General features: G+C 70.5%; 18 protein-coding genes and 2 pseudogenes. 9 read left to right on the top strand and 11 right to left on the bottom strand.

Annotation, left to right across the window (positions count from 1 at the left end; all coding sequences use genetic code 11):
- Positions 1-61 precede the first annotated feature (61 nt).
- The 7 genes from pucL to FKN01_RS09005 all read right to left on the bottom strand — a co-directional run bounded on the left by pucL (position 62) and on the right by FKN01_RS09005 (position 4,942).
- Entirely contained in the window at positions 62-985 is a 924-nt protein-coding gene (gene pucL / locus FKN01_RS09035; protein WP_143618291.1) for a factor-independent urate hydroxylase, read from the bottom strand.
- Between the two features lie 7 nt (positions 986-992).
- Positions 993-1,385: a hydroxyisourate hydrolase gene (gene uraH, locus FKN01_RS09030; RefSeq protein ID WP_143618289.1), complete on the bottom strand. Its 393-nt coding sequence runs from the start codon at positions 1,383-1,385 to the stop codon at positions 993-995.
- Positions 1,386-1,404: 19 nt separating this feature from the next.
- A complete protein-coding gene (gene uraD, locus FKN01_RS09025; RefSeq protein ID WP_073965993.1) occupies positions 1,405-1,914 on the bottom strand; it encodes a 2-oxo-4-hydroxy-4-carboxy-5-ureidoimidazoline decarboxylase in 510 nt (169 codons plus the stop codon).
- Positions 1,915-2,091: 177 nt separating this feature from the next.
- The gene (locus FKN01_RS09020) at positions 2,092-2,469 is read right to left on the bottom strand and encodes a helix-turn-helix domain-containing protein (protein WP_143618287.1); all 378 of its coding nucleotides are present in this window, start codon (positions 2,467-2,469) and stop codon (positions 2,092-2,094) included.
- Positions 2,466-2,717 carry a hypothetical protein gene (locus tag FKN01_RS09015; protein WP_143618285.1) on the bottom strand — a complete coding sequence of 84 codons (252 nt, stop codon included), beginning with the start codon at positions 2,715-2,717 and terminating at the stop codon, positions 2,466-2,468. Before FKN01_RS09015 ends, FKN01_RS09020 begins: the two co-directional genes overlap by 4 nt.
- A gap of 57 nt (positions 2,718-2,774) precedes the next feature.
- Positions 2,775-3,986, bottom strand: a complete 1,212-nt coding sequence (locus FKN01_RS09010; RefSeq protein ID WP_143618283.1) for a lactonase family protein — start codon at positions 3,984-3,986, stop codon at positions 2,775-2,777.
- A 116-nt stretch (positions 3,987-4,102) separates the two neighbouring features.
- Entirely contained in the window at positions 4,103-4,942 is an 840-nt protein-coding gene (locus FKN01_RS09005) for a GntR family transcriptional regulator (RefSeq protein ID WP_143618281.1), read from the bottom strand.
- A gap of 228 nt (positions 4,943-5,170) precedes the next feature.
- Here FKN01_RS09005 and FKN01_RS09000 point away from each other — a divergent pair, with 228 nt between their 5' ends.
- The 8 genes from FKN01_RS09000 to FKN01_RS08965 all read left to right on the top strand — a co-directional run bounded on the left by FKN01_RS09000 (position 5,171) and on the right by FKN01_RS08965 (position 15,209).
- Positions 5,171-6,439, top strand: a complete 1,269-nt coding sequence (locus tag FKN01_RS09000; protein WP_143618279.1) for an extracellular solute-binding protein — start codon at positions 5,171-5,173, stop codon at positions 6,437-6,439.
- 38 nt (positions 6,440-6,477) lie between these two features.
- Positions 6,478-7,470 (top strand): carbohydrate ABC transporter permease, encoded by a 993-nt coding sequence (locus tag FKN01_RS08995; protein WP_143618277.1) that lies wholly within the window; start codon positions 6,478-6,480, stop codon positions 7,468-7,470.
- Positions 7,467-8,309, top strand: coding sequence for a carbohydrate ABC transporter permease (locus FKN01_RS08990; protein ID WP_143618275.1), 843 nt, complete (start codon positions 7,467-7,469; stop codon positions 8,307-8,309). The genes FKN01_RS08995 and FKN01_RS08990 overlap by 4 nt, the downstream gene beginning before the upstream one ends.
- 32 nt (positions 8,310-8,341) lie before the next feature.
- Positions 8,342-9,934: a beta-N-acetylhexosaminidase gene (locus FKN01_RS08985; protein WP_143618273.1), complete on the top strand. Its 1,593-nt coding sequence runs from the start codon at positions 8,342-8,344 to the stop codon at positions 9,932-9,934.
- A gap of 111 nt (positions 9,935-10,045) precedes the next feature.
- Complete coding sequence (locus FKN01_RS08980; protein WP_143618271.1) at positions 10,046-11,488, top strand: cellulose binding domain-containing protein; 1,443 nt, start codon at positions 10,046-10,048, stop codon at positions 11,486-11,488.
- A gap of 270 nt (positions 11,489-11,758) precedes the next feature.
- Positions 11,759-12,598, top strand: a complete 840-nt coding sequence (locus FKN01_RS08975) for a TIM barrel protein (protein ID WP_143618269.1) — start codon at positions 11,759-11,761, stop codon at positions 12,596-12,598.
- Between the two features lie 43 nt (positions 12,599-12,641).
- A complete protein-coding gene (locus FKN01_RS08970) occupies positions 12,642-13,541 on the top strand; it encodes a 2-hydroxy-3-oxopropionate reductase (protein ID WP_143618267.1) in 900 nt (299 codons plus the stop codon).
- Between the two features lie 210 nt (positions 13,542-13,751).
- Positions 13,752-15,209 carry a catalase gene (locus FKN01_RS08965; protein WP_143618265.1) on the top strand — a complete coding sequence of 486 codons (1,458 nt, stop codon included), beginning with the start codon at positions 13,752-13,754 and terminating at the stop codon, positions 15,207-15,209.
- Between the two features lie 433 nt (positions 15,210-15,642).
- On the opposite strand, the gene FKN01_RS08960 is transcribed toward FKN01_RS08965, so the two are convergent.
- From FKN01_RS08960 to FKN01_RS08950, 3 genes and pseudogenes are all read right to left on the bottom strand, one after another.
- Positions 15,643-16,380: an IMP cyclohydrolase gene (locus FKN01_RS08960; RefSeq protein WP_143618263.1), complete on the bottom strand. Its 738-nt coding sequence runs from the start codon at positions 16,378-16,380 to the stop codon at positions 15,643-15,645.
- A 306-nt stretch (positions 16,381-16,686) separates the two neighbouring features.
- Positions 16,687-16,934: pseudogene (locus FKN01_RS08955) on the bottom strand (transposase); the annotation flags it as partial.
- 42 nt (positions 16,935-16,976) lie between these two features.
- Positions 16,977-17,738, bottom strand: a complete 762-nt coding sequence (locus FKN01_RS08950) for a hypothetical protein (protein WP_143618261.1) — start codon at positions 17,736-17,738, stop codon at positions 16,977-16,979.
- A gap of 196 nt (positions 17,739-17,934) precedes the next feature.
- On the opposite strand from FKN01_RS08950, the gene FKN01_RS33045 reads away from it, so the two are divergent.
- Positions 17,935-18,351, top strand: a complete 417-nt coding sequence (locus FKN01_RS33045; protein ID WP_260696829.1) for a hypothetical protein — start codon at positions 17,935-17,937, stop codon at positions 18,349-18,351.
- A gap of 6 nt (positions 18,352-18,357) precedes the next feature.
- On the opposite strand, the pseudogene FKN01_RS08940 reads toward FKN01_RS33045, so the two are convergent.
- Positions 18,358-18,792, bottom strand: a pseudogene (locus tag FKN01_RS08940) (GNAT family N-acetyltransferase); the annotation flags it as partial.
- Between the last annotated feature and the right edge of the window lie 282 nt (positions 18,793-19,074).

Below are 19,074 nucleotides of genomic sequence, written 5' to 3'. Positions count from 1 at the left end.
TCCGGCCCGGCCGGGTGCCCGGCCGCCGTCGTGGGCGGGCGGGCACCGGCGCGGCGCCGCGTCAGAGGTTGGTCATGTCGACCGGGATCTGCGGCTCGACGCCGTCCCGGAGCACGGTGCCCTCGATGAGCCCGTAGGGACGGTCGGCCGCGAAGTACACCTCGTTGTCGTTCTTGAGCCCGAACGGCTCCAAGTCCACGAGGAAGTGGTGGTTGTTCGGCAGCGAGAAGCGGATCTCGTCGATCTCGCTGCGGTTGTTGATGATGCGCGAACCCATCTGGTACAGGGTCTGCTGGAGCGAGAGCGAGTACGTCTCGGCGAAGGCGTGCAGCATGTGCTTGCGCGCCTGCTCGTACGACTTCTCCCAGTTCGGCATGCGCTGCTCGTCGCTGGTCCAGTTGTAGCGCCAGCGGGCGGAGACGTCGGTCGCGAGGATGCGGTCGTACGCCTCCTTGAGCGTCGTGTACTTGTCCTTGACGTAGCCCCAGAACTCGGAGTTGGTCGAGTTCATCACGGTCAGGTCCTTGAGCCCGGAGATGACCTGCCACTTCTCACCGTCGAAGGTGATCTGGGCGGTGCGGATCTCCTGGTTCTTGCGGACGAAGGAGTGCTTGACCTCGTCGGACCCGATGAAGCGGGAGTTGGCGTCGGAGGTGGCGATGCGCTCCCAGGCGTACTCCTCGATGCGGATGCGCGCGGTCTTGATCGGCTCCTGCGAGGTCACGAAGTGGCGGGCGAGGTGGATGCCGAACTGCTCGGCGGACTCGATCCCGTGCTCCTTGGCGAATGCGAACACCGTGTTCTTGGTGGTGTCCGTGGGCAGGACGTGCGCGTTGGAGCCGGAGTAGTGGACGTCGTCCATCTCGCCGGAGAGCGCGACCGAGACGTTCAGGTCCTTGATGTGGTGGGTGTCGCCGTCCCGCACGATCCTGACGACGCGGTTCTCTGCTTTGCCGTACTGGTTCTGGCCGAGAATCGTGGGCATGTGTCTGCTAGCTCCCTCGGTATACGGAGTAGCCGAACGGGTTGAGCAGCAGCGGTACGTGGTAGTGCTCGCCCGGGGTGACGGCGAAAGTGATCGCCACCTCGGGGAAGAACGCGCCGCTGTCCCTTACGCGGGGGGCGTCCTGCTGCGCCTCGGCTTGCTTCTTGGCTGTGAAGTAGGGCTCGGTCTCGAAGTCGAGCCGTACATGGGTGGTGCCCTCCGGCAGGGCCGGCAGGTCCTTGCAGCGCCCGTCCGCGTCGGTCGCGGAGCCCCCGAGCGTCACCCACTCGGCGTCGGCGCCCCGGCGGGCGGCGAGCGAGACGGCGACGTCGGCGGCGGGGCGGCCGATGCTGGTGTCCAGGATGTGGGTGGACACCGATGCGTTGGCGAAGGTGCTCAAGACCTTCACTCTCCTTCTGTTACGCGTCTTCCGTGACGAGGCGGGTGAGTCGGATGCGGTTGATCTTGCCCAGTTCGGTGCGCACGATCCCCCGCTCCTGCTCGGGCGAGTTCCCGATGCGGGACTTCACCGCGTCGCGCATCTGCTCACCGGTGGCGCCGGTGGCGCAGATCAGGAAGACATGTCCGAACCGCTCCTGGTAGGCCAGGTTGAGTTCGAGCATCTCGGCCTTGAGCTCCTCGGAGGCCCCGGCCATCCCCCGCTGTTCGCGGGAGGAGGTCGGGTCCCCCGGCTTCGGGCGGCCGATCGGCGGGTGACCGGCCATGGCCTCGGCCAGGTCCTCCGCGTCGAGTGCCGCCGTGGCGGTGTCGCTCGCGGAGAGCAGGGCTTCGGTGGTGGCGTACGGGCGGTGGGCGAGGATCGCTCGTCCCCATGCCGCACTGGCACACACCTCGTGCAGTGCGGCGGCCGCCTCGGCGTCCGCCTGGGTGTTGAACCGGGCGAGGCCCGGCGTGGAGCTCGAAGTCACGGGAGCCTCCGTGGCTGTTCTTCGCTGTGCGTTGGTCGGGCTGCGGATAGCTAACGCCCTCCACAACACGACGTCAACAGTTTGTTGAAATTCCGTATACAGAAAGAGCCGCCGCCCGGTGGTCCGGGCGGCGGCTTGATCGATCATGCATCGGCGGTCGGGGCGGGTGCGTCCCAACTACCCGCTCTTGGTGCCGTTTTCCCTGTTCAGGTAGTTGTACACGGTGAACCGGGAGACCCCGAGCGCCCCCGCCACGGTCTCGACCCCGTGGCGTACGGAGAAGGCACCGCGTGCCTCCAGGCGCCGGACGGCCTCCTGCTTGGCCTTGCGGTCCAGCTCGGCCAGCGGCATGCCGTGCCGGCGCTCCATCGCGGCCAGGATGTGGTCCAGCGACTCCGAGAGCTGGGGCAGCCGGACCGCCACGACGTCCTCGCCCTCCCAGGCCAGCACCACGTCGTCGGGGTGCGCCTCACCGGGACCGACGAGCTCGGCCCCCATGGCGTCCACGAGCGGCTTCACGGCGGTGACGAGGGGGTGGTCCGCCGGTGCCGTCACTTCGGGTCCTCTCCGATGACGTTGACCTGGAGCGAGACCCGGGTGGCACCCGATGCCAGCGCTTGCCGCAGCAGGCTGTCCACGGCGGTGAGCACCTGGTCGGCACCGCCCTCCGCCGTGTTGCCGAACGGGCCGACGTCGACGGCGTCCAGCTCGGCCCCCTGGATGACCTCGCGCGCCACGACCGCGTGCGCGGGCGCCTCGTCCAGGTCGAAGGGCTCGGTGGTGAACTCCACTCTCAAGCGCATGGTGCCTCCCTGATACGTCACACCGCGTCCGGTGCGACCTGCGGCTCGGGCTCGACCCTAACGCCCCCGCGCCGGCGCCTGTACCGGCAGCACGCAGACCGCCGCCGGGGCCGGGTAGGGCGTCCCGACCGAGGTCAGGGAGCCTGATGCGGCGTCCACCCGGAAGGCGGTGACCGTGCCGGACCTCTGGTTGGCGGCGAAGAGCAGGGTGCCGTCCGGCGAGAGGGCGGTGTGCCGGGGGAAGTCGCCGCCCACGGGCACGGTGCCGAGCAGGCGCAGCGCGGCCCCGCCGTCCTCGATCGCGTACCGGGTGATGCTGTTGTGGCCCCGGTTCGCGAGGTAGGCGAACCGGCCGTCCCCGGTGACCAGGAACTGCGCGGGGTAGCTGGTGCCGGAGCCGGTGCCGGTGGACTGCGGGTCCCCCGGGGTGAGCGTGCCCGTGGCGGGGTCGTAGCCGCAGACCACCGCCGTGTTGTCGAGCTCGCAGGCCAGGTAGGCGTGGCGCCCGCCGGGGTGGAAGGTGAGGTGGCGGGGGCCGGCGCCCGGCCGCAGCACGGCGTACGACACCTGCTCCAGGGTGCCGCGTGTCTCGTCCAGCCGGTATGTGTACACCGTGTCGGTCCCGAGGTCGACGGCGAGGACGTGGCCGCCGTCGGGCGAGGTGATGATCTGGTGCGCGTGCGGGCCGCCCTGCCCGGGCCCGGGGGCGGGCGAGCTGTGGACGGCCAGGTCAGTGCGCTCGCCCACCGATCCGTCGTCGGCCAGCGGGTGCACGGCGACGCTGCCGGAGGTGTAGTTGGCGCTGAGCAGCCACCGCCCGCCGGGGTGGACCGAGAGGTGGCAGGGGCCGGCGCCCCCGGTGGACCGGGTGCCGAGCACCCGGAAGGTGCCGTCCTGGGCGAGGGCGACCGCGGTGACGCCCCCGTTCTGCTGCTCGTCGACCGCGTAGAGCGTGGTGCCCGCGGGGTGGAGGGCGAGGTACGACGGGTTCTCGACGCCGGTGACGACGGTGCGGGCGGTGATGCTCCCACCAGCCCGGTCGTACGCGGCGACGCCGATGCCGGTGCCGCCCGGGCTGGTGGAGGTGTAGGTGCCGAGGTAGAGGGTGCCGGTGCCGCGGGTCGCGGGGCGGGCGGGGTGCGGCGGGTGGTGGGGGTGGCGGGGGGCGGGACGGTGCGCGGAGCGCGGGAGGCCGGGGGCGGCGGCGAGGGCGCCGCCCGCCAGAAGGGCTCCGAGCAGGGTGCGGCGGCTGGTGGTGGGGGACGTCATACGAGGCACCTCGTGGGGTCGGTCGCGTCGGATGTCGCAGCCACAGTGGCCCTGCCCCGCATCCACCGCAAGAGGCGCACCGGCCATTGCGCAGGGCGCAACACGCTTACCGCCCCTCAGTCCCCGGACTGGATGTCACCCCGCGTCGACGACGTGATCGGCTCACGCTGGGCGAAGTCGCCCGGCGGGATGCCCGGGTGGTGGCCGCCCTCGACCGGCTCGACGGCGGCGGCCGGGCCGAGGGCCAGCCGGGACACGATGCGGTAGCGGTCGCCCCGGTAGAGCGAGTGCACGTACTCGACGGGACGCCCCGTGGTGTCCGAGGTCAGCCGCTCGAAGAGCAGGGCCGGGGAGAGCTCGGGCACGTCCAGCAGGCCGGCTTCGGCCCGGGTCACCACGGTGGGCTCGATCGCCTGGACCGCTTCGTGGACGTGCACGTCGTGGCGCTCGCGCAGGTGCTCGTACAGGTCGCCGCTCTCCAGCTCCTCGGCCGACAGACCGGGCACCAGCTCGGCCCGGATGTGCAGGTGCTCGATGGCCATCGGCGCGCCGTCGACCAGCCGCAGCCGGGCCACGTACACGATGTCGGCGGCCGGTGACATGCGCAGCTTGCGGCCGACCCGGGCGCCGGCCTGGAGGGTGGTGAACTCCAGGAGCCGGCTCGACCAGGCCCCGGCCGCCCGCGGCACCGACAGGGCGAGGTCCGCCGAGATCAGCTCCTGGGTGATCTTCTCGGGCGCGACGAACATGCCCCGGCCGTGCTCCCGCACGAGGAGCCCCGTCGCGACCAGCTCGTCCACCGCGGCGCGCAGGGTGGGCCGGGAGACGCCCAGCGCGGCGCAGAGGGACCGCTCGGAGGGGATCGCGTCGCCCGGGCGCCGGGACTCGATCATCTCCAGGATGGCGTCACGGGCCCGCTCCCGTTTGAGCACCGTCCCCGATGCGTCGGCGTCCATGCGCTGCCCCCTTCTGGCGGGTTGGGTACCTGACCACTGGACCACTGGTCAGATGGATTGTAGCCGCTATCGCGAGCCGCCTTTCCCGGAAGATCGCCAAAGTCCTTTGAATACAAGGGCCTTGACGGCCTCATTGGTCCATGCCACCTTCATCCACCAACAAGAGGTGAGCTGTCCAGCGGCCTTCACTGGTCAGGTGGTCAGGTCCTGTTCTCCCAGAGGTGAACCGTGAAGTACCGCTTGCTTGCCGGTGGGTCCGCGCTCGTACTCGCCGCCGTCCTCAGCGCCTGTGGCTCGTCCGACGACTCCTCCGACTCCTCCGGTGACGGCCGGACGAGCATCGACGTCTGGCTGATGCGCGACAGCGTCTCGGCCCAGTTCCAGAAGGAGTTCGTGCGGGGCTTCGAGAAGGCGCACCCCGGAATCCGGGCCCGCATCCAGATCCAGGAGTGGGACGGCATCGGCGAGAAGATCACCGCCGCGCTCGCCAGCAACGACGCCCCGGACGTCATCGAGAGCGGCAACACCCAGGTCGCCCAGTTCGCGCAGAGCGGCGGGCTGCTCGACCTCAGCGACAAGGTGGACGAACTGAACGGCGAGGACTGGCTCAAGGGCCTCGCCGAGCCGGGGGCGTACGAGGGCAAGCAGTACGGCATCCCGTACTACGCGGCCAACCGCGTGGTCATCTACCGCACCGACCTCTTCGAGAAGGCCGGCATCGACGCGAGGGCCATCAAGACCCGCGACCAGTGGATCGCCGCCACCGAGAAGCTGAACAAGGGCGGCACGCAGGGCATCTACCTGCCGGGCCAGATGTGGTACGCCCTGGCCGGCTTCATCTGGGACGAGGGCGGCGACCTCGCCACCGAGTCCGGGGGCAAGTGGCAGGGCGCCCTGGACACCCCCCAGGCGCTGCGCGGGATGGAGTTCTACGGCAGGCTCCAGGCGCTCGGCAAGGGGCCCAAGGACGCCGACGAGGCCGACCCGCCGCAGGCCGACGTGATGGCGCAGGGCAAGGTCGCCCAGGTCATCTCGACCCCGGGCGGCGCCAACGTCGTCATCGAGAAGAACCCGGAGCTGAAGGGGAAGCTGGGCTTCTTCCCGATCCCCGGCAAGACCGCCGACACCCCGGGCGCCGTCTTCACCGGCGGCTCGGACCTGGTGATCCCCACCGCGTCCGGCAAGCAGGAGGCGGCGCTCACCTTCATCAAGGAACTCACCGGTGACACCTGGCAGAAGAAGCTGGCCGTCGCCATGAGCTACGTACCGAACCGCACGACGCTCGCCTCCGCGGTCGCCGCCGACCCGGGGGCCGCCGCGATGGCGGTCGGCGCGGCCAACGGCCACGCCACGCCCAACACCCCGGGCTGGGCGGCGGTCGAGGCGGAGAACCCGGTCAAGGACTACATGACCGCCGTCCTGACCGGCGGTGACCCGGCGAAGGAGGCGGCCGACGCGTCGGCCGACATCACCCGGGCCATGAACTCCGGCTCCTGATCCACGACCACACCCGCACCGTCGAGAGGAGGCGTGCCGTGTCGGTCATCCGGGAACGGACCGCACCCACCACCACCGGGCGCCGGGCCCTTCCCCTTCCCGGCACGTCCGGACCGCCGTCCCGCCGGCGGCGGTCCGGGGAACCGCGCGGCCTGTGGCCGTACGCCCTGATCGCCCCGGCCGTCGGCGGCATGCTCTATCTGCTGGTCTATCCGCTGCTGCGGGCGGTCCTGATCTCGCTCCAGGACTTCCGGCTGCGGCAGCTGATCACGGGTGACGCGGAGTTCGTCGGGCTGCGCAACTACCGCACGCTGCTGAGCGATCCGCGGTTCTGGGAGGTGGTCCGGCGCACCTTCCTGTTCATGGCGGTCAACGTGGTCCTGATCATGGTGATCGCGACCCTGGTGGCCCTGATGACCGAGCGTCTGGGCCGGGTCGCACGGACGGTGGTGCTGAGTTCGCTGGTGCTGGCCTGGGCCATGCCGGTGATCGCGGCCACCACGGTCTTCCAGTGGCTGTTCCACTCCGAGTTCGGCATCGTCAACCATCTGCTGACCGGTGCGGGCTTCTCCTCGTTCGACCGGTATCCGTGGTTCGCGCACGGCACCGCGGCCTTCGCCATCCTGGTCCTGCTGGTCGTGTGGCAGTCGGTGCCGTTCGCCGCGATCACCGTCTACTCCGCGCTGACCACGGTCCCGGCCGAGCTGTACGAGTCGGCGCGGCTCGACGGGGCGAGCGGTGCCCGGATCTTCCGCTCGGTCACCCTTCCGGTGCTCCGGCCCATCTTCCTGCTGGTGTTCTCGCTGGAGGTGATCTGGACGTTCAAGGCGTTCGTCCAGATCTGGGTGATGACCCGGGGCGGCCCGGGCGACGCGACGACGATCCTGCCCGTGTACGCGGTCCAGACCGCGCTCGCCGGCCAGCGTTACGACCTGGGCTCGGCCGCCTCGATGGTCACCGTGGTCCTGATGTCCGGGGTGCTCGTCCTGTACTTCCGCCAGATGCTCCGCCAGGAGGACGAGATCCGATGAGCCGTGCCCGTAGCGCCCGGCTGCGGCGGCTTCCGCTGAACGCCGCAGCCGCGCTGACCGTCCTGGTCTGCCTGTTCCCCGTCTACTGGATGATCTCCACCGCGTTCACACCGTCCAAGGACATCCAGTCCTCCGACCCCCGGCTCCTCCCCCGGACCTGGACGCTCGACCACTTCCGCACCGCCGTACAGGCCGACGGGTTCGGCATGTTCTGGCGCAACAGCGTGCTGGTGACGGTGAGTTCGATCCTGCTGGCGCTGGTCGTCGCCCTGGCCTCGGCGTACGCGGTGGCCAGGCTGCGCTGGAAGGGGCGGCGGCAGTTCATGCTCATGGTGTTCATCGCGCAGATGGCGCCCTGGGAGTCGCTGATCATCCCGGTCTACATCATCTCCCGCGACACGGACATGCTGGACCGGCTGCCGACGCTGACCCTCGTCTACTTCATGGTGACGCTGCCGTTCTCGGTGATCGTGCTGCGCGGTTTCATCGGGACGATCCCGCCGGAGCTGGAGGAGGCCGCGCAGGTCGACGGCTGCACCAGGACGGCCGCCTTCCGGAAGGTGGCCCTGCCACTGCTGGCGCCGGGGCTGATGGCCACCTCGCTGTTCGGCTTCATCACCGCCTGGAACGAGTTCGCGTACGCCAACTTCCTGATCATCAAGCACCAGGACAGCCGCACCCTGCCGGTCTGGCTGTCCTCCTTCCAGAACACCTTCGGCACCGACTGGGGCGCCACGATGGCCGCCTCCACCCTCTTCGCCCTGCCCGCGCTGGTGGTCTTCCTGCTGCTCCAGCGCCATGTCACCTCCGGCTTCGCCGCCGGCGCCGTCAAGGGTTAGGCCGTGTCCGCACCCCCTCCCGGAGGCCCCGCATGCCCGCACCCCGCCCCGAACACTCCCTCGTCCCCCGCCCCCGCAAGGTCTCCGCGCGCCCCGGCCGCTTCACGCTGACCCCCGACACCGGCATCCGCGCCTACCCCGGCGCGGAGGGCGCCGCCGACCTGCTGCGCACCCTGCTCCGGCCCGGCACCGGGCTCCCCCTGGCCCCCTCCGCCACCGGCCGCGTCGTGCTCGCCCTGGACCCGCAGCTCAGCGGCCTCGGCGAGGAGGGGTACGGGCTCACCATCGGCCCGGACACGGTGCTGCTGCGGGCCGCCCGGCTGCCCGGCCTGCTGTGCGGGGTCCAGACGCTGCGCCAGCTCCTGCCCTCCGAGGCGCTCTCGGCGGGTGCCCGGCGCGGCGGGGCCTGGACCCTGCCGTGCGTGGAGATCAGCGATGTGCCGGCGCACCCGTGGCGCGGCACGATGCTCGACGTGGCCCGGCACTTCCAGCCGGTCTCCTATCTGCGTCGTTACGTGGACCTGATGGCCCTGCACAAGCTGAACACCCTGCACCTCCACCTCACCGACGACCAGGGCTGGCGGATGCCGGTCGCCGCGTACCCGAGGCTGACGGGGATCGGCGGCCACCGGAGCCAGTCGATGGCCGGCCCGCCGGGCGGACCCGTCGAGCGCTTCGACGGCATCCCGCACTCGGGGGCGTACACCGCGCGGGAGCTGCGCGGCCTCGTCCGGTACGCGCGGGCGCGCGGGGTGCGGGTGGTGCCGGAGATCGAGATGCCCGGCCATGTCCGGGCCGCCCTGGCCGCCCATCCGGAGCTGGGCAACGACCCGTCGCGGCGGCTGGGCGTGTGGACCAGGTGGGGCGTCTGCGACACGGTGTTCGGGGTGCACGAGGAGGTCTTCGACTTCTGCCGGACGGTGCTGGACGAGGTCATGGACGTCTTCCCGTCGCCGTACATCCACGTCGGCGGCGACGAGTGCCCGACCACGGAATGGGAGAACAGCCCGGCGGCCCGGGAGCGGGCCGCCGCCGAGGGGCTGCCCGATGCGCGGGCCCTGCACGGCTGGTTCATGGGCCGCATCGGGGCGTACGTCACCGAGCGGGGCCGTATCCCGGTCGGCTGGGCGGAGACCGGGACCGGACTCCCCCCGGAATTCACGGTGATGACCTGGCGCGACCCGGCCCACGCCCGCGCCGCCGCCCGCCGCGGCCACCAGGTGGTGGCCGCCCACTACCGGGCCACCTACCTCGACTACGCGGAGTCCGAGGCCCCCGGCGAACCGCTCACGCAGCCGGGCCCGCCCGTCGAGCTGCGCACGGTGCACGGGGACCGCTCGCTGACCGACGACTGGGAGCCGGGCGACGCGACCCGGCTGCTCGGCACGCAGGCCCAGTTGTGGACCGAGTACGCGCGCACCCCGGACCGGATCGAGTACCAGACGTATCCGAGGCTGTGCGCCCTCGCGGACCGCGCCTGGTCCGGCGGCGGCGACGGCTGGCCCGGTTTCCTCGCCCGCCTCGGTCACCACCTGACCCGCCTGGACGCGCTCGGCGTCCACTACCGCCCCCTGACCCCCCGGCCGCTCACCGCGGCGCCCCCAGGAACCGCGCGGACCCGGTGACCTCCCGTCCCCCAGGAACAGCGCCGACCCCCGTGACCTCCCGTCCCCCAGGAACAGCGCCGACCCCCTGAAATCGCACTCCCCCACGACGTTCCCGAAAGGAACAGACGCATGAAGTCACACGCGAAGAGCCGGCTGCGCGCCGCCGCCGCGGCCGCCGTCACCGTGGCGCTGGGCTGCACGGCCCTGGCCGCCGTCCCCACGGCGGCGAGCGCCGCCGGCGAACCGATCGCCGTGCAGTACCGCACCGGCGCGTCGGGCGCGAGCGCCGACCAGAGCGAGCCCTGGCTGAAGGTGCGCAACACCGGCAGCGAATCCGTGCAGCTCAGCGACGTGAAGATCCGCTACTACTTCAAGGGCGACGCGGTGGGCGAGGCCTACCGGTTCGCCTGCTCCTGGGCGGTGAAGGGGTGCGGCAACATCACGGGGACGTTCGGCACGCTCGCGCACCCGACCGCCACCGCCGACCGCTACCTGGAGATCGGCTTCACCTCCGGCGCCGGCTCCCTGGCACCGGGTGCCGACACCGGTGACATGCAGCTGCGGTTCTACCGGGCGAACTGGCAGCCGCTGGTGCAGAGCGACGACTACTCGTTCGGCGCCGGCGCGACCGCGTACACCGACTGGACGAAGGTGACCGCGCAGCTCGGCGGCGCCACGGTGTGGGGCACGGCCCCGGAGGGCAACGACCCGACCGATCCCACCGATCCGACCGACCCCACGGACCCGACGGACCCGGGCGAGGACGGGCCGGCCCTCTTCGACGACTTCAACTACAGCGGTCACACCGACCCGCTGATCGCCGCGCACGGCTGGAGCGTCCGCTCCAACGCGGGCGGGCCAGGCGTGCCCGGCGCCACCTGGGCACCGGACAAGGTCACGTTCGCCACGCAGAGCGGCAACTCCGTCATGAACCTGGAGACGTCGACGGCGGGCACCGGCGAGTCGACCAAGCAGACCGAGATCCTGACCCAGTCGATGAAGTTCCGCAACGGCACCTACGCGGCGAGGGTGAAGTTCAACGACGCGCCGAAGTCCGGCCCGGACGGCGACCACCTCGTCCAGACGTTCTTCACCATCAACGACCTCAAGGCCCCGATGGCGGACGACTACGCCGAGTACGACTTCGAGTACCTGCCCAACGGCGGCTGGGGGGAGAGCGGCAACATCCTCTACACCACCTCGTGGGAGACCTACCGGCCCGACCCGTGGGAGGCCGTCAACCAGCACACCGAGTCCCGGCAGAGCTACGCGGGCTGGCACGACCTGGTGGTGACCATCGACAACAACGCGATCACGTACTACGTCGACGGGCAGCTCTTCGGCACGCACAGCGCGGCCTATCTGCCGGAGCGAGGGATGTCGATCAACTTCAACCAGTGGCTGATCGACCTCGCCGGGCAGACGAGCACCACGCCTCGCGCGTACGACCAGCAGGTGGACTACGTCCTGCATGTGAAGGACCGGGTCCTCACGCCTGCGCAGGTGAACGCGAAGGTGGCCGCGTTGCGCGCGGCGGGGACGACGTTCCAGGACACGGTTCCGGCCGGGTGACCGGATAGCCGGTACGCGGGCGGGGCGGAGGCCGACGGACCTCCGCCCCGCTTTCGCATGTCCGCAGGCGTGCTCGGAGCATGTCCGGGGCGTGCCCGGGGCAGTCCGGTGCAGTCCGGAGCTTCTGCCCGAGGCCGCCGCCACGACTCGTACGGACCTCCTGACCGGCGCGAATTCCGGACACCCCCTTGACAGCCCCGCCCCCCGCCGGGCAATCTTCCATTAAGCAGAAACAAACTTCCGCAATACGGAAGGAGCGCCGAAACCCTCATGGGCTACCCGGACCAGCGCTTCGATGTGAACCTCTCGATCCTCTTCACGGAACTCCCGCTCCTGGAACGGCCCGCGGCAGCCGCCGCGGCCGGCTTCACGGCGGTCGAGCTGTGGTGGCCCTGGATCGAGACCCCCACCCCCGAGCAGGCCGAGCTCGACGCCCTGAAGAAGGCGCTCGACGACGCCGGCACGCAGCTGGTGGGCCTGAACTTCTACGCCGGACAGCTCCCCGGCCCCGACCGCGGCGCGCTCTCCGTGCCCGGCGCGGAGTCGGAGCGCTTCCGGGCCAACATCGAGGTGGCGGCCGGCTTCGCCGCCTCGGTCGGCTGCAAGGCGCTCAACGCGCTCTACGGCAACCGGGTCGACGGCGTCGATCCCGCCGCCCAGGACGAACTCGCCCTGGACAACCTGGTGCTGGCGGCCCGGGCCGCCGACCGGATCGGCGCGGTGCTGCTGATCGAGACCCTGAACGCGCCGGAGTCGCCGCGCTATCCGCTGGTGAGCGCGCCGGCCGGGATCGAGGTGGTGGACCGGGTCAACGCGGCGACCGGCCTCGGCAACGCGAAGTTCCTGCTGGACCTGTACCACCTGTCGATGAACGGCGAGGACCTGAGCCAGGTCATCACCGAGTACGCCGGCAGGACGGGGCACGTCCAGATCGCCGACAACCCGGGCCGCGGCGCGCCCGGCACCGGCTCGCTGCCCCTGGAGCAGCTCCTCGACGAGCTGACGAAGGCGGGTTACGAGGGCTGGGTCGGGCTGGAGTACAAGCCCGGCGACCGCCCGAGCGCCGACTCCTTCGACTGGCTCCCGGCCGCCGCGCGGCCCGCCCGCTGAGGCTTCTCAGGAGCCCTGTACACGCTGATCGGAAGGCACCCTCATGAGCAACAACCTCCCCAAGGTTGCGTGGATCGGTCTCGGCATCATGGGTTCGCCCATGTCGGAGAACCTGATCAAGGCCGGTTACGACGTCACCGGTTACACCCTGGAGCAGGACAAGGTCGACCGGCTGGCCGCGGCCGGCGGCACCGGCGCCTCCTCGATCGCCGAGGCGGTCAGGGACGCGGACGTGGTCATCACGATGGTGCCCGCGTCCCCGCAGGTCGAGGCCGTCGCGTACGGCCCCGACGGCATCCTGGAGAACGCGAAGCGCGGGGCGCTGCTGATCGACATGTCCTCGATCACCCCGCAGACCTCCGTGGACCTCGCGAAGAACGCCGCCGAGAAGGGCATCCGGGTCCTGGACGCCCCCGTCTCCGGCGGCGAGGCCGGCGCGATCGAGGCCGTCCTCTCCATCATGGTGGGCGGTGAGCAGGCGGACTTCGACGCGGCGAAGCCGGTGCTCGAAGCGCTCGGCAAGACCATCGTGCTGTGCGGCCCGCACGGCTCCGGCCAGACGGTGAAGGCCGCGAACCAGCTGATCGTCGCGGTGAACATCCAGGCGTGCGCCGAGGCCGTGGTCTTCCTGGAGAAGTCCGGCGTGGACCTCGCCGCCGCGCTGGACGTCCTGAACGGCGGCCTGGCCGGTTCGACCGTGCTGACCCGCAAGAAGGACAACTTCCTCAACCGGGACTTCGCCCCGGGCTTCCGGATCGACCTGCACCACAAGGACATGGGCATCGTCACGGACGCCGCCCGCAACGTCGGTGCCGCGCTGCCGGTCGGCGGTGTGGTCGCCCAGCTCGTCGCCTCGCTGCGTGCGCAGGGCGACGGCGGCCTGGACCACTCTGCGCTGCTGCGCTCGGTCGAGCGCCTGTCGGGCCTGCCCGTCCAGGGCTGATCCGGGCCGCTGCCCACCCTCCCCCAGCCTTCCGGACGGTGCCGTCGCTGACACCTGTCCTGTCGCGCCCAGGCGCCGGCACCGTCCGGAACACCCTCTCACCACGAATTTCAACAAACTGTTGACGTCAGGTTCGGAGCGTACCTACGCTCCTGGAGCCCCGAGCCGTCGCAGTTCAGCAGCTCCCGTACGGAAGGTCGCCCCGACACCATGACGCAGCGCGTGCTTACGACCGAGTCCGGCGCCCCGGTCGCCGACAACCAGAACTCCGCCACCGCGGGTGCCGGAGGCCCGATCCTCCTCCAGGACGGCCACCTCCTGGAGAAGCTCGCCCGCTTCAACCGGGAGCGCATCCCGGAGCGCGTGGTGCACGCCCGGGGCTCCGGCGCGTACGGCTACTTCGAGGTGACCGACGACGTCACCGCGTACACCCGCGCCGACTTCCTCTCCGAGGTGGGCCGCCGCACCGAGACGTTCCTCCGCTTCTCCACCGTCGCCGACTCGCTGGGCGGTGCGGACGCGGTGCGCGACCCGCGCGGTTTCGCGGTCAAGTTCTATACGAACGAGGGCAATTACGACCTCGTCGGGAACAACACCCCGGTGTTCTTCATCAAGGACCCGATCAAGTTCCCCGACTTCATCCACTCCCAGAAGCGCGACCCGTTCACGGGGCGTCAGGAGCCGGACAACGTCTGGGACTTCTGGGCGAACTCCCCCGAGGCCACGCACCAGATCACCTGGCTGATGGGCGACCGCGGCATCCCGGCCTCGTACCGCCACATGAACGGCTTCGGCTCGCACACCTACCAGTGGACGAACGCCGCGGGTGACGCGTACTTCGTGAAGTACCACTTCAAGACCAACCAGGGCGTGCGCTCCCTCTCCGCCGACCAGGCCGCCGAGCTCGTCGGCAAGGACGCCAACTCGCACCAGACGGACCTGCTCCAGGCCATCGAGCGCGGCATGAACCCGTCCTGGACGCTGTACGTGCAGCTGATGCCGGCCGCGGAGGCGGCGGACTACCGCTTCAACCCGTTCGACGTCACCAAGGTGTGGCCGCACGCGGACTACCCGCTCCAGCGGGTGGGCCGGCTGGTGCTGGACCGCAACCCGGACAACGTCTTCGCCGAGGTCGAGCAGGCGGCGTTCTCGCCGAACAACTTCGTGCCCGGCATCGGCCCGTCCCCGGACAAGATGCTCCAGGGCCGCCTGTTCGCCTACGCGGACGCGCAGCGCTACCGCCTGGGCATCAACCACACGCAGCTCCCGGTCAACGCCCCGCGCGCCACGACCGCGGACAACTACGGCCGCGACGGCCTCCACGCCACGCGGTACGGCTCGCGCCACGACAAGAACTACGAGCCCAACTCGTACGCGGGCCCCGCCCAGACGGACGCGGCCCACTCGGCCCCGCTCCCCGTCCAGGGCTGGACCGGCACCCACGAGGCGCCCGCCCACACCAAGGACGACGACTTCTTCCAGGCCGGCGAGCTGTACCGGCTGATGTCGGCCGACGAGAAGGACCGCCTGATCGCGAACATCGCGGGCGGCCTGTCCCAGGTCTCCCGGGACGACGTCATCGAGAAGAACCTCGCCCACTTCCACGCCGCCGACCCCGAGTACGGCAAGCGCGTGGAGGAGGCGGTCCGCGCCCTCCGCGAGGACTGACCTCACCCCCCTGAACCCTGCCCGCGCCGACGCGTCCACCCGGATGAGGGGTTGTTGCGCGGTGCGGGCAGGACGAGGGGGTGTCTGGCGGATCCGCGCAGGAGAAGGAGCGGTGTCTGGTGCGTGCGATCGCAAGGCGCCGGGAAGTCCTCGTAGCGGCGCTACTAGGACTTTTCGGCAACGCCGCGAGCGTGCGTACCAGGCGCCGCGACGCTGCGCGTATCTGCCAGACACCCCCTGGGGCCGCGGCGGTGGCGCGATGCCAGTGCGGTGGTACGCGGGAGGGCGGCCCGGTCACCAGACCTGAAGGGCCCGTGCAGCCCCCCTTCGCGCCACTGCCGCGGCCCCTGTTCCTCCCTGAACCAGGGCGCGGAGTACGGATACGGTCCCGTACTCCGCGCCCTTTCCATGACCTCCGGCAGGACGGCGGTGCTCACGTCACGGTCGTGACGGTGGAGACGACATGGCCGGGCTTGCTCGGGCCGTCGTCCGCGGCATGCCGGACCTGTCCCTTCACCCCGTCCTGCGGGGCGAAGGCCGTGGCGGCGACGCGATACTCGTGGTCCAGCACCTGCCACACCTCTTCCAGGAGCTGATCGGCGTCCCCGGCACCGACCAGGACGTCCAGGTGGCGGCGGGCGGTCGCGACCTGGAGCCCGTCCGACTCGTAGGTGGAGAGCAGGACTCCGTGGCCGACCGGCAGCGCGCCCAGCGCCGTGACGGTGGTGTCGGTGCTCTCCCGGCCGTTCTCGGGCCGCCGCGCGGCACCCAGCCATGCCTTCCCGTCGGCCCGCTCGACCACGACGGTGATCCGGGGCGTGAAGATCGGCGGGTCCGGCTCGTACTCCAGCCCGTGCAGCGCCTCGGCCGGCGACTGCCCCCCGGTCAGCCGGGCCGCCACCTCGGCGACCTGCTCGCCGTTCCCGTAGACGGTCCAGGGACCCGCCACGCAGGCGGCGACGTAGTGGCGCAGCGCGTCGCTGTCCTGCGCCCCCACGGGCACGACGGCGAGCTCCCCGGCCACGGCCCCGTCCAGGCGACGGGCACGGGACGCCTCGCTGCGGCCGGTCAGCGCGTAGGCGGCGGTGAGTACGCCGTCGTGCGTACGACACAGCACGACCAGCCGACCGGGGTACCGATTGGCGCGGAGCGCTTCGCCGAGATGTTTCATGTGCCAGTCCTCTTACTCGTCGCGGGTCCGGGTGCCTGGTCCGGCCGGCGCGGGTGGGCCGGGCCTTCGAGCCGGAACAGGGCAGTGAGCGGGCAGCCGATGCGTACGGGCGCTTCGGCAGCACCCGGTCGCCGGTCAAGTATGACGAACGCGCCTGCGCCCGACCGCTGTTGACGCCACAGCCCAAGGACCGCCCGAAGGGAGCGCTTTGCCCGCGTCGCGGACCGAGGCGTCCAGGCCGGTCAGGTGCCCCGCAGCTGACGGGGCCCGGGGGCGGGGCGGGGGCCGCAATCCGAAAGGAGAACGGACGTACCGCCTGCGGTCGATCAGCGTGCGCCCACGTTCACCGGCATGGGCGAGAAAGACACCGACCTGGCAGTTCTCCGTCCGCCCCGCCGTCCCGCATTGCTGCCGTTGGACGCCGGCCGAGCGGACGCCATATAGGCCAGTGCTGACTCACGCGGCTCCGACCGGGCGAACCGGTGCATGAAACGCTCATGAACCTCACCCAGACCCGCCACCCACTTCCTGACATCACCTGGGTCCCCACCCATGACCGGCCCTGGACACCAGTCACGCCAACCGCGGTTGCAGTATCAGCCGGGCAGCCCCAGGAGAGAGAGCAATTGCTGGCTGGCCTGGAACCCACTGCCCACCGTCTGAAGAAAGCGCTGGATATGGCCCACCGATTCGTCGCGGGCCACGGCATCCCCTGCTGCGAGCGCCGCTTCCAGACTCTGCGCGTGGCTCTGGGCTGTGTCCGCGATCACCGGGAGTGCATCCGCGGCGTCTTCCCGGAGCCGCTGCGCCAGCTCCAGGTGCACGTTGCGACTTTCCCCCTGATGGGATTGGTTCAGCGAGGCGTTACCGGAGCCGAGGGACGTAGCGGCGAAGTTGTTGCCGTGTGTCGTGTACTGGTTGAGGCTGACATTTGAGGAGTATGCGCTGCGACCAGAATTTGCCATGTTCTCCCTCACTCCACTCTCTGTCGCTCGATAGCGATACAGGCTGAAGGGGTGCTCGGCACTCACTTCTTGGTGAGCAAAATCCAGGCCGCCGAGTCGGCCCATGATGTGATGGACATCGGCATCGTTCCAGCCACGCCATGCGAAGTAGTCTTTCATGTCCACATAGACTCCCGCAGTGCTGTTGCTGCGCGCGCACAACACGTCCAGGGCTTCGAGTGCCCGAGCGTTCAGATCGGCCGACGCCACCGAGGGGGGCGGCAACGCAGCCAGGAACGCTTCCTCGCGCCGTACACGGGCATCAACCGTCAGGCGTCTGCGGCGGGAGACCACGGCGAGCAGTATCACCAGGCCGAAGACGAGGAAGAAGGGAAGCAGAGTAACGACACTCACGGGCACGGCCTTCCACCTCGACGCGTAGCAAGGAAAGTGGAGATGAACCGTAACTGCGGCGACCGGCGCGAGCAAGCCTCATTTCAGACACACCCAACGCCGGCACATCTTGCTCAAGGCCGCCCGCAAGAGAAAGGCGCTTGATCTTTTCGACTTCCAGAAGCCGAGGGCGCCGACAGCGAGCACAGGAGCACACATGCAGCAAAATCGCGGGCTGGCGCCGGCACGCCTGGACGTTCTTGACCGCTTGTCATCCCGTATTCGGCCGGTGCGGTCGGCTGGCATGCGGGACCAGCCGCTCACCATCATCGACGGCCGCGAGGATCTCGTGATGACGTCCGTTGCGCTGACGGAAGCGACCAGCGTGCCTTCCGTCGGACGGGCCGGCATCCCCCGGCTGCTCTGGCAACGCGTGCTCGGACACACACCACCAGAAACTGCCCACCCATCAGGCCGAAGACCGTGGCAGTACCAGCCGTCAGGCAGGGCGCTGAGCCGACAGCAACACGCCCTCGCCGCCATCGAAACCAACGCCCTGGATGGACGGGGCGCGGCGCACTTCGGTGAAACCGAGGGCCTGGTGCAGGTCGAGCGACGTCTGGTTGCGTGCTGAGGCGAAACACCACGACACGTCACTGCGCTCCCACGTCCAGGCCATGCGCCACCGGGTCAAGGCCTCTCCGATTCCCCGTCGCCGCCAAGGTGGAGCCACGGTCACCCCGGTGAGGTAGTAGCCTCCGGGCGCGCCGTCCAGCGGGTGTTCAGGCAGGAACGCGACGTTCCCGTAGCCGACGGTCTCGCCCTCCACACGCGCGAGTACGACTGCGCTCCGCGCGCCTGAGACGACGCGCTCGATGCGCTCGGCCCACGGTGCGACCGGACCGCCGCGCACCGCGGTCTGAAGCACGGCCAGCGCTTGAGCATCCTCGATGGACGCCCTGGCTAGATCCGCCCTAGCCGGTTGCCGGCGCGTCCCGGAGAGGGGGTCGTACGTCGCGAAGTGGGTTGCCGCTTCGGTGCGGCCGGGGTCCCCGCAGCTGGACGACCACGACATGTGGCGATCCTTTCACTCGCAGGACGATGACACGACGCACACAGGACGGAAGCCCGACCCACCTCGCCGCCGATGGCACACGAAGTCTTCCCCGCGCCGCACTCTGGGCGCGGGGGGAAGCGGACGCGGTCCCCGCGTTGATTCCACGCCCTTGGACACATGGTGCGATCGCGTGTTGGCCGGTGCCACCCAGGACGGAATAGTGATCGGCCGGCGACTCCGCGAAGCGCCGGTCCTGCCGGGTACCTCCGGCCATCCCGCCCAGCGCACAGGCCGTGACCT

The sequence above is a fragment of the Streptomyces sp. 130 genome (assembly GCF_007096885.1).
GTDB lineage: Bacteria > Actinomycetota > Actinomycetes > Streptomycetales > Streptomycetaceae > Streptomyces.
The sequence above is the reverse complement of the archived record's forward strand: the minus strand, read 5'-3'. Positions and strand labels throughout refer to the sequence as shown.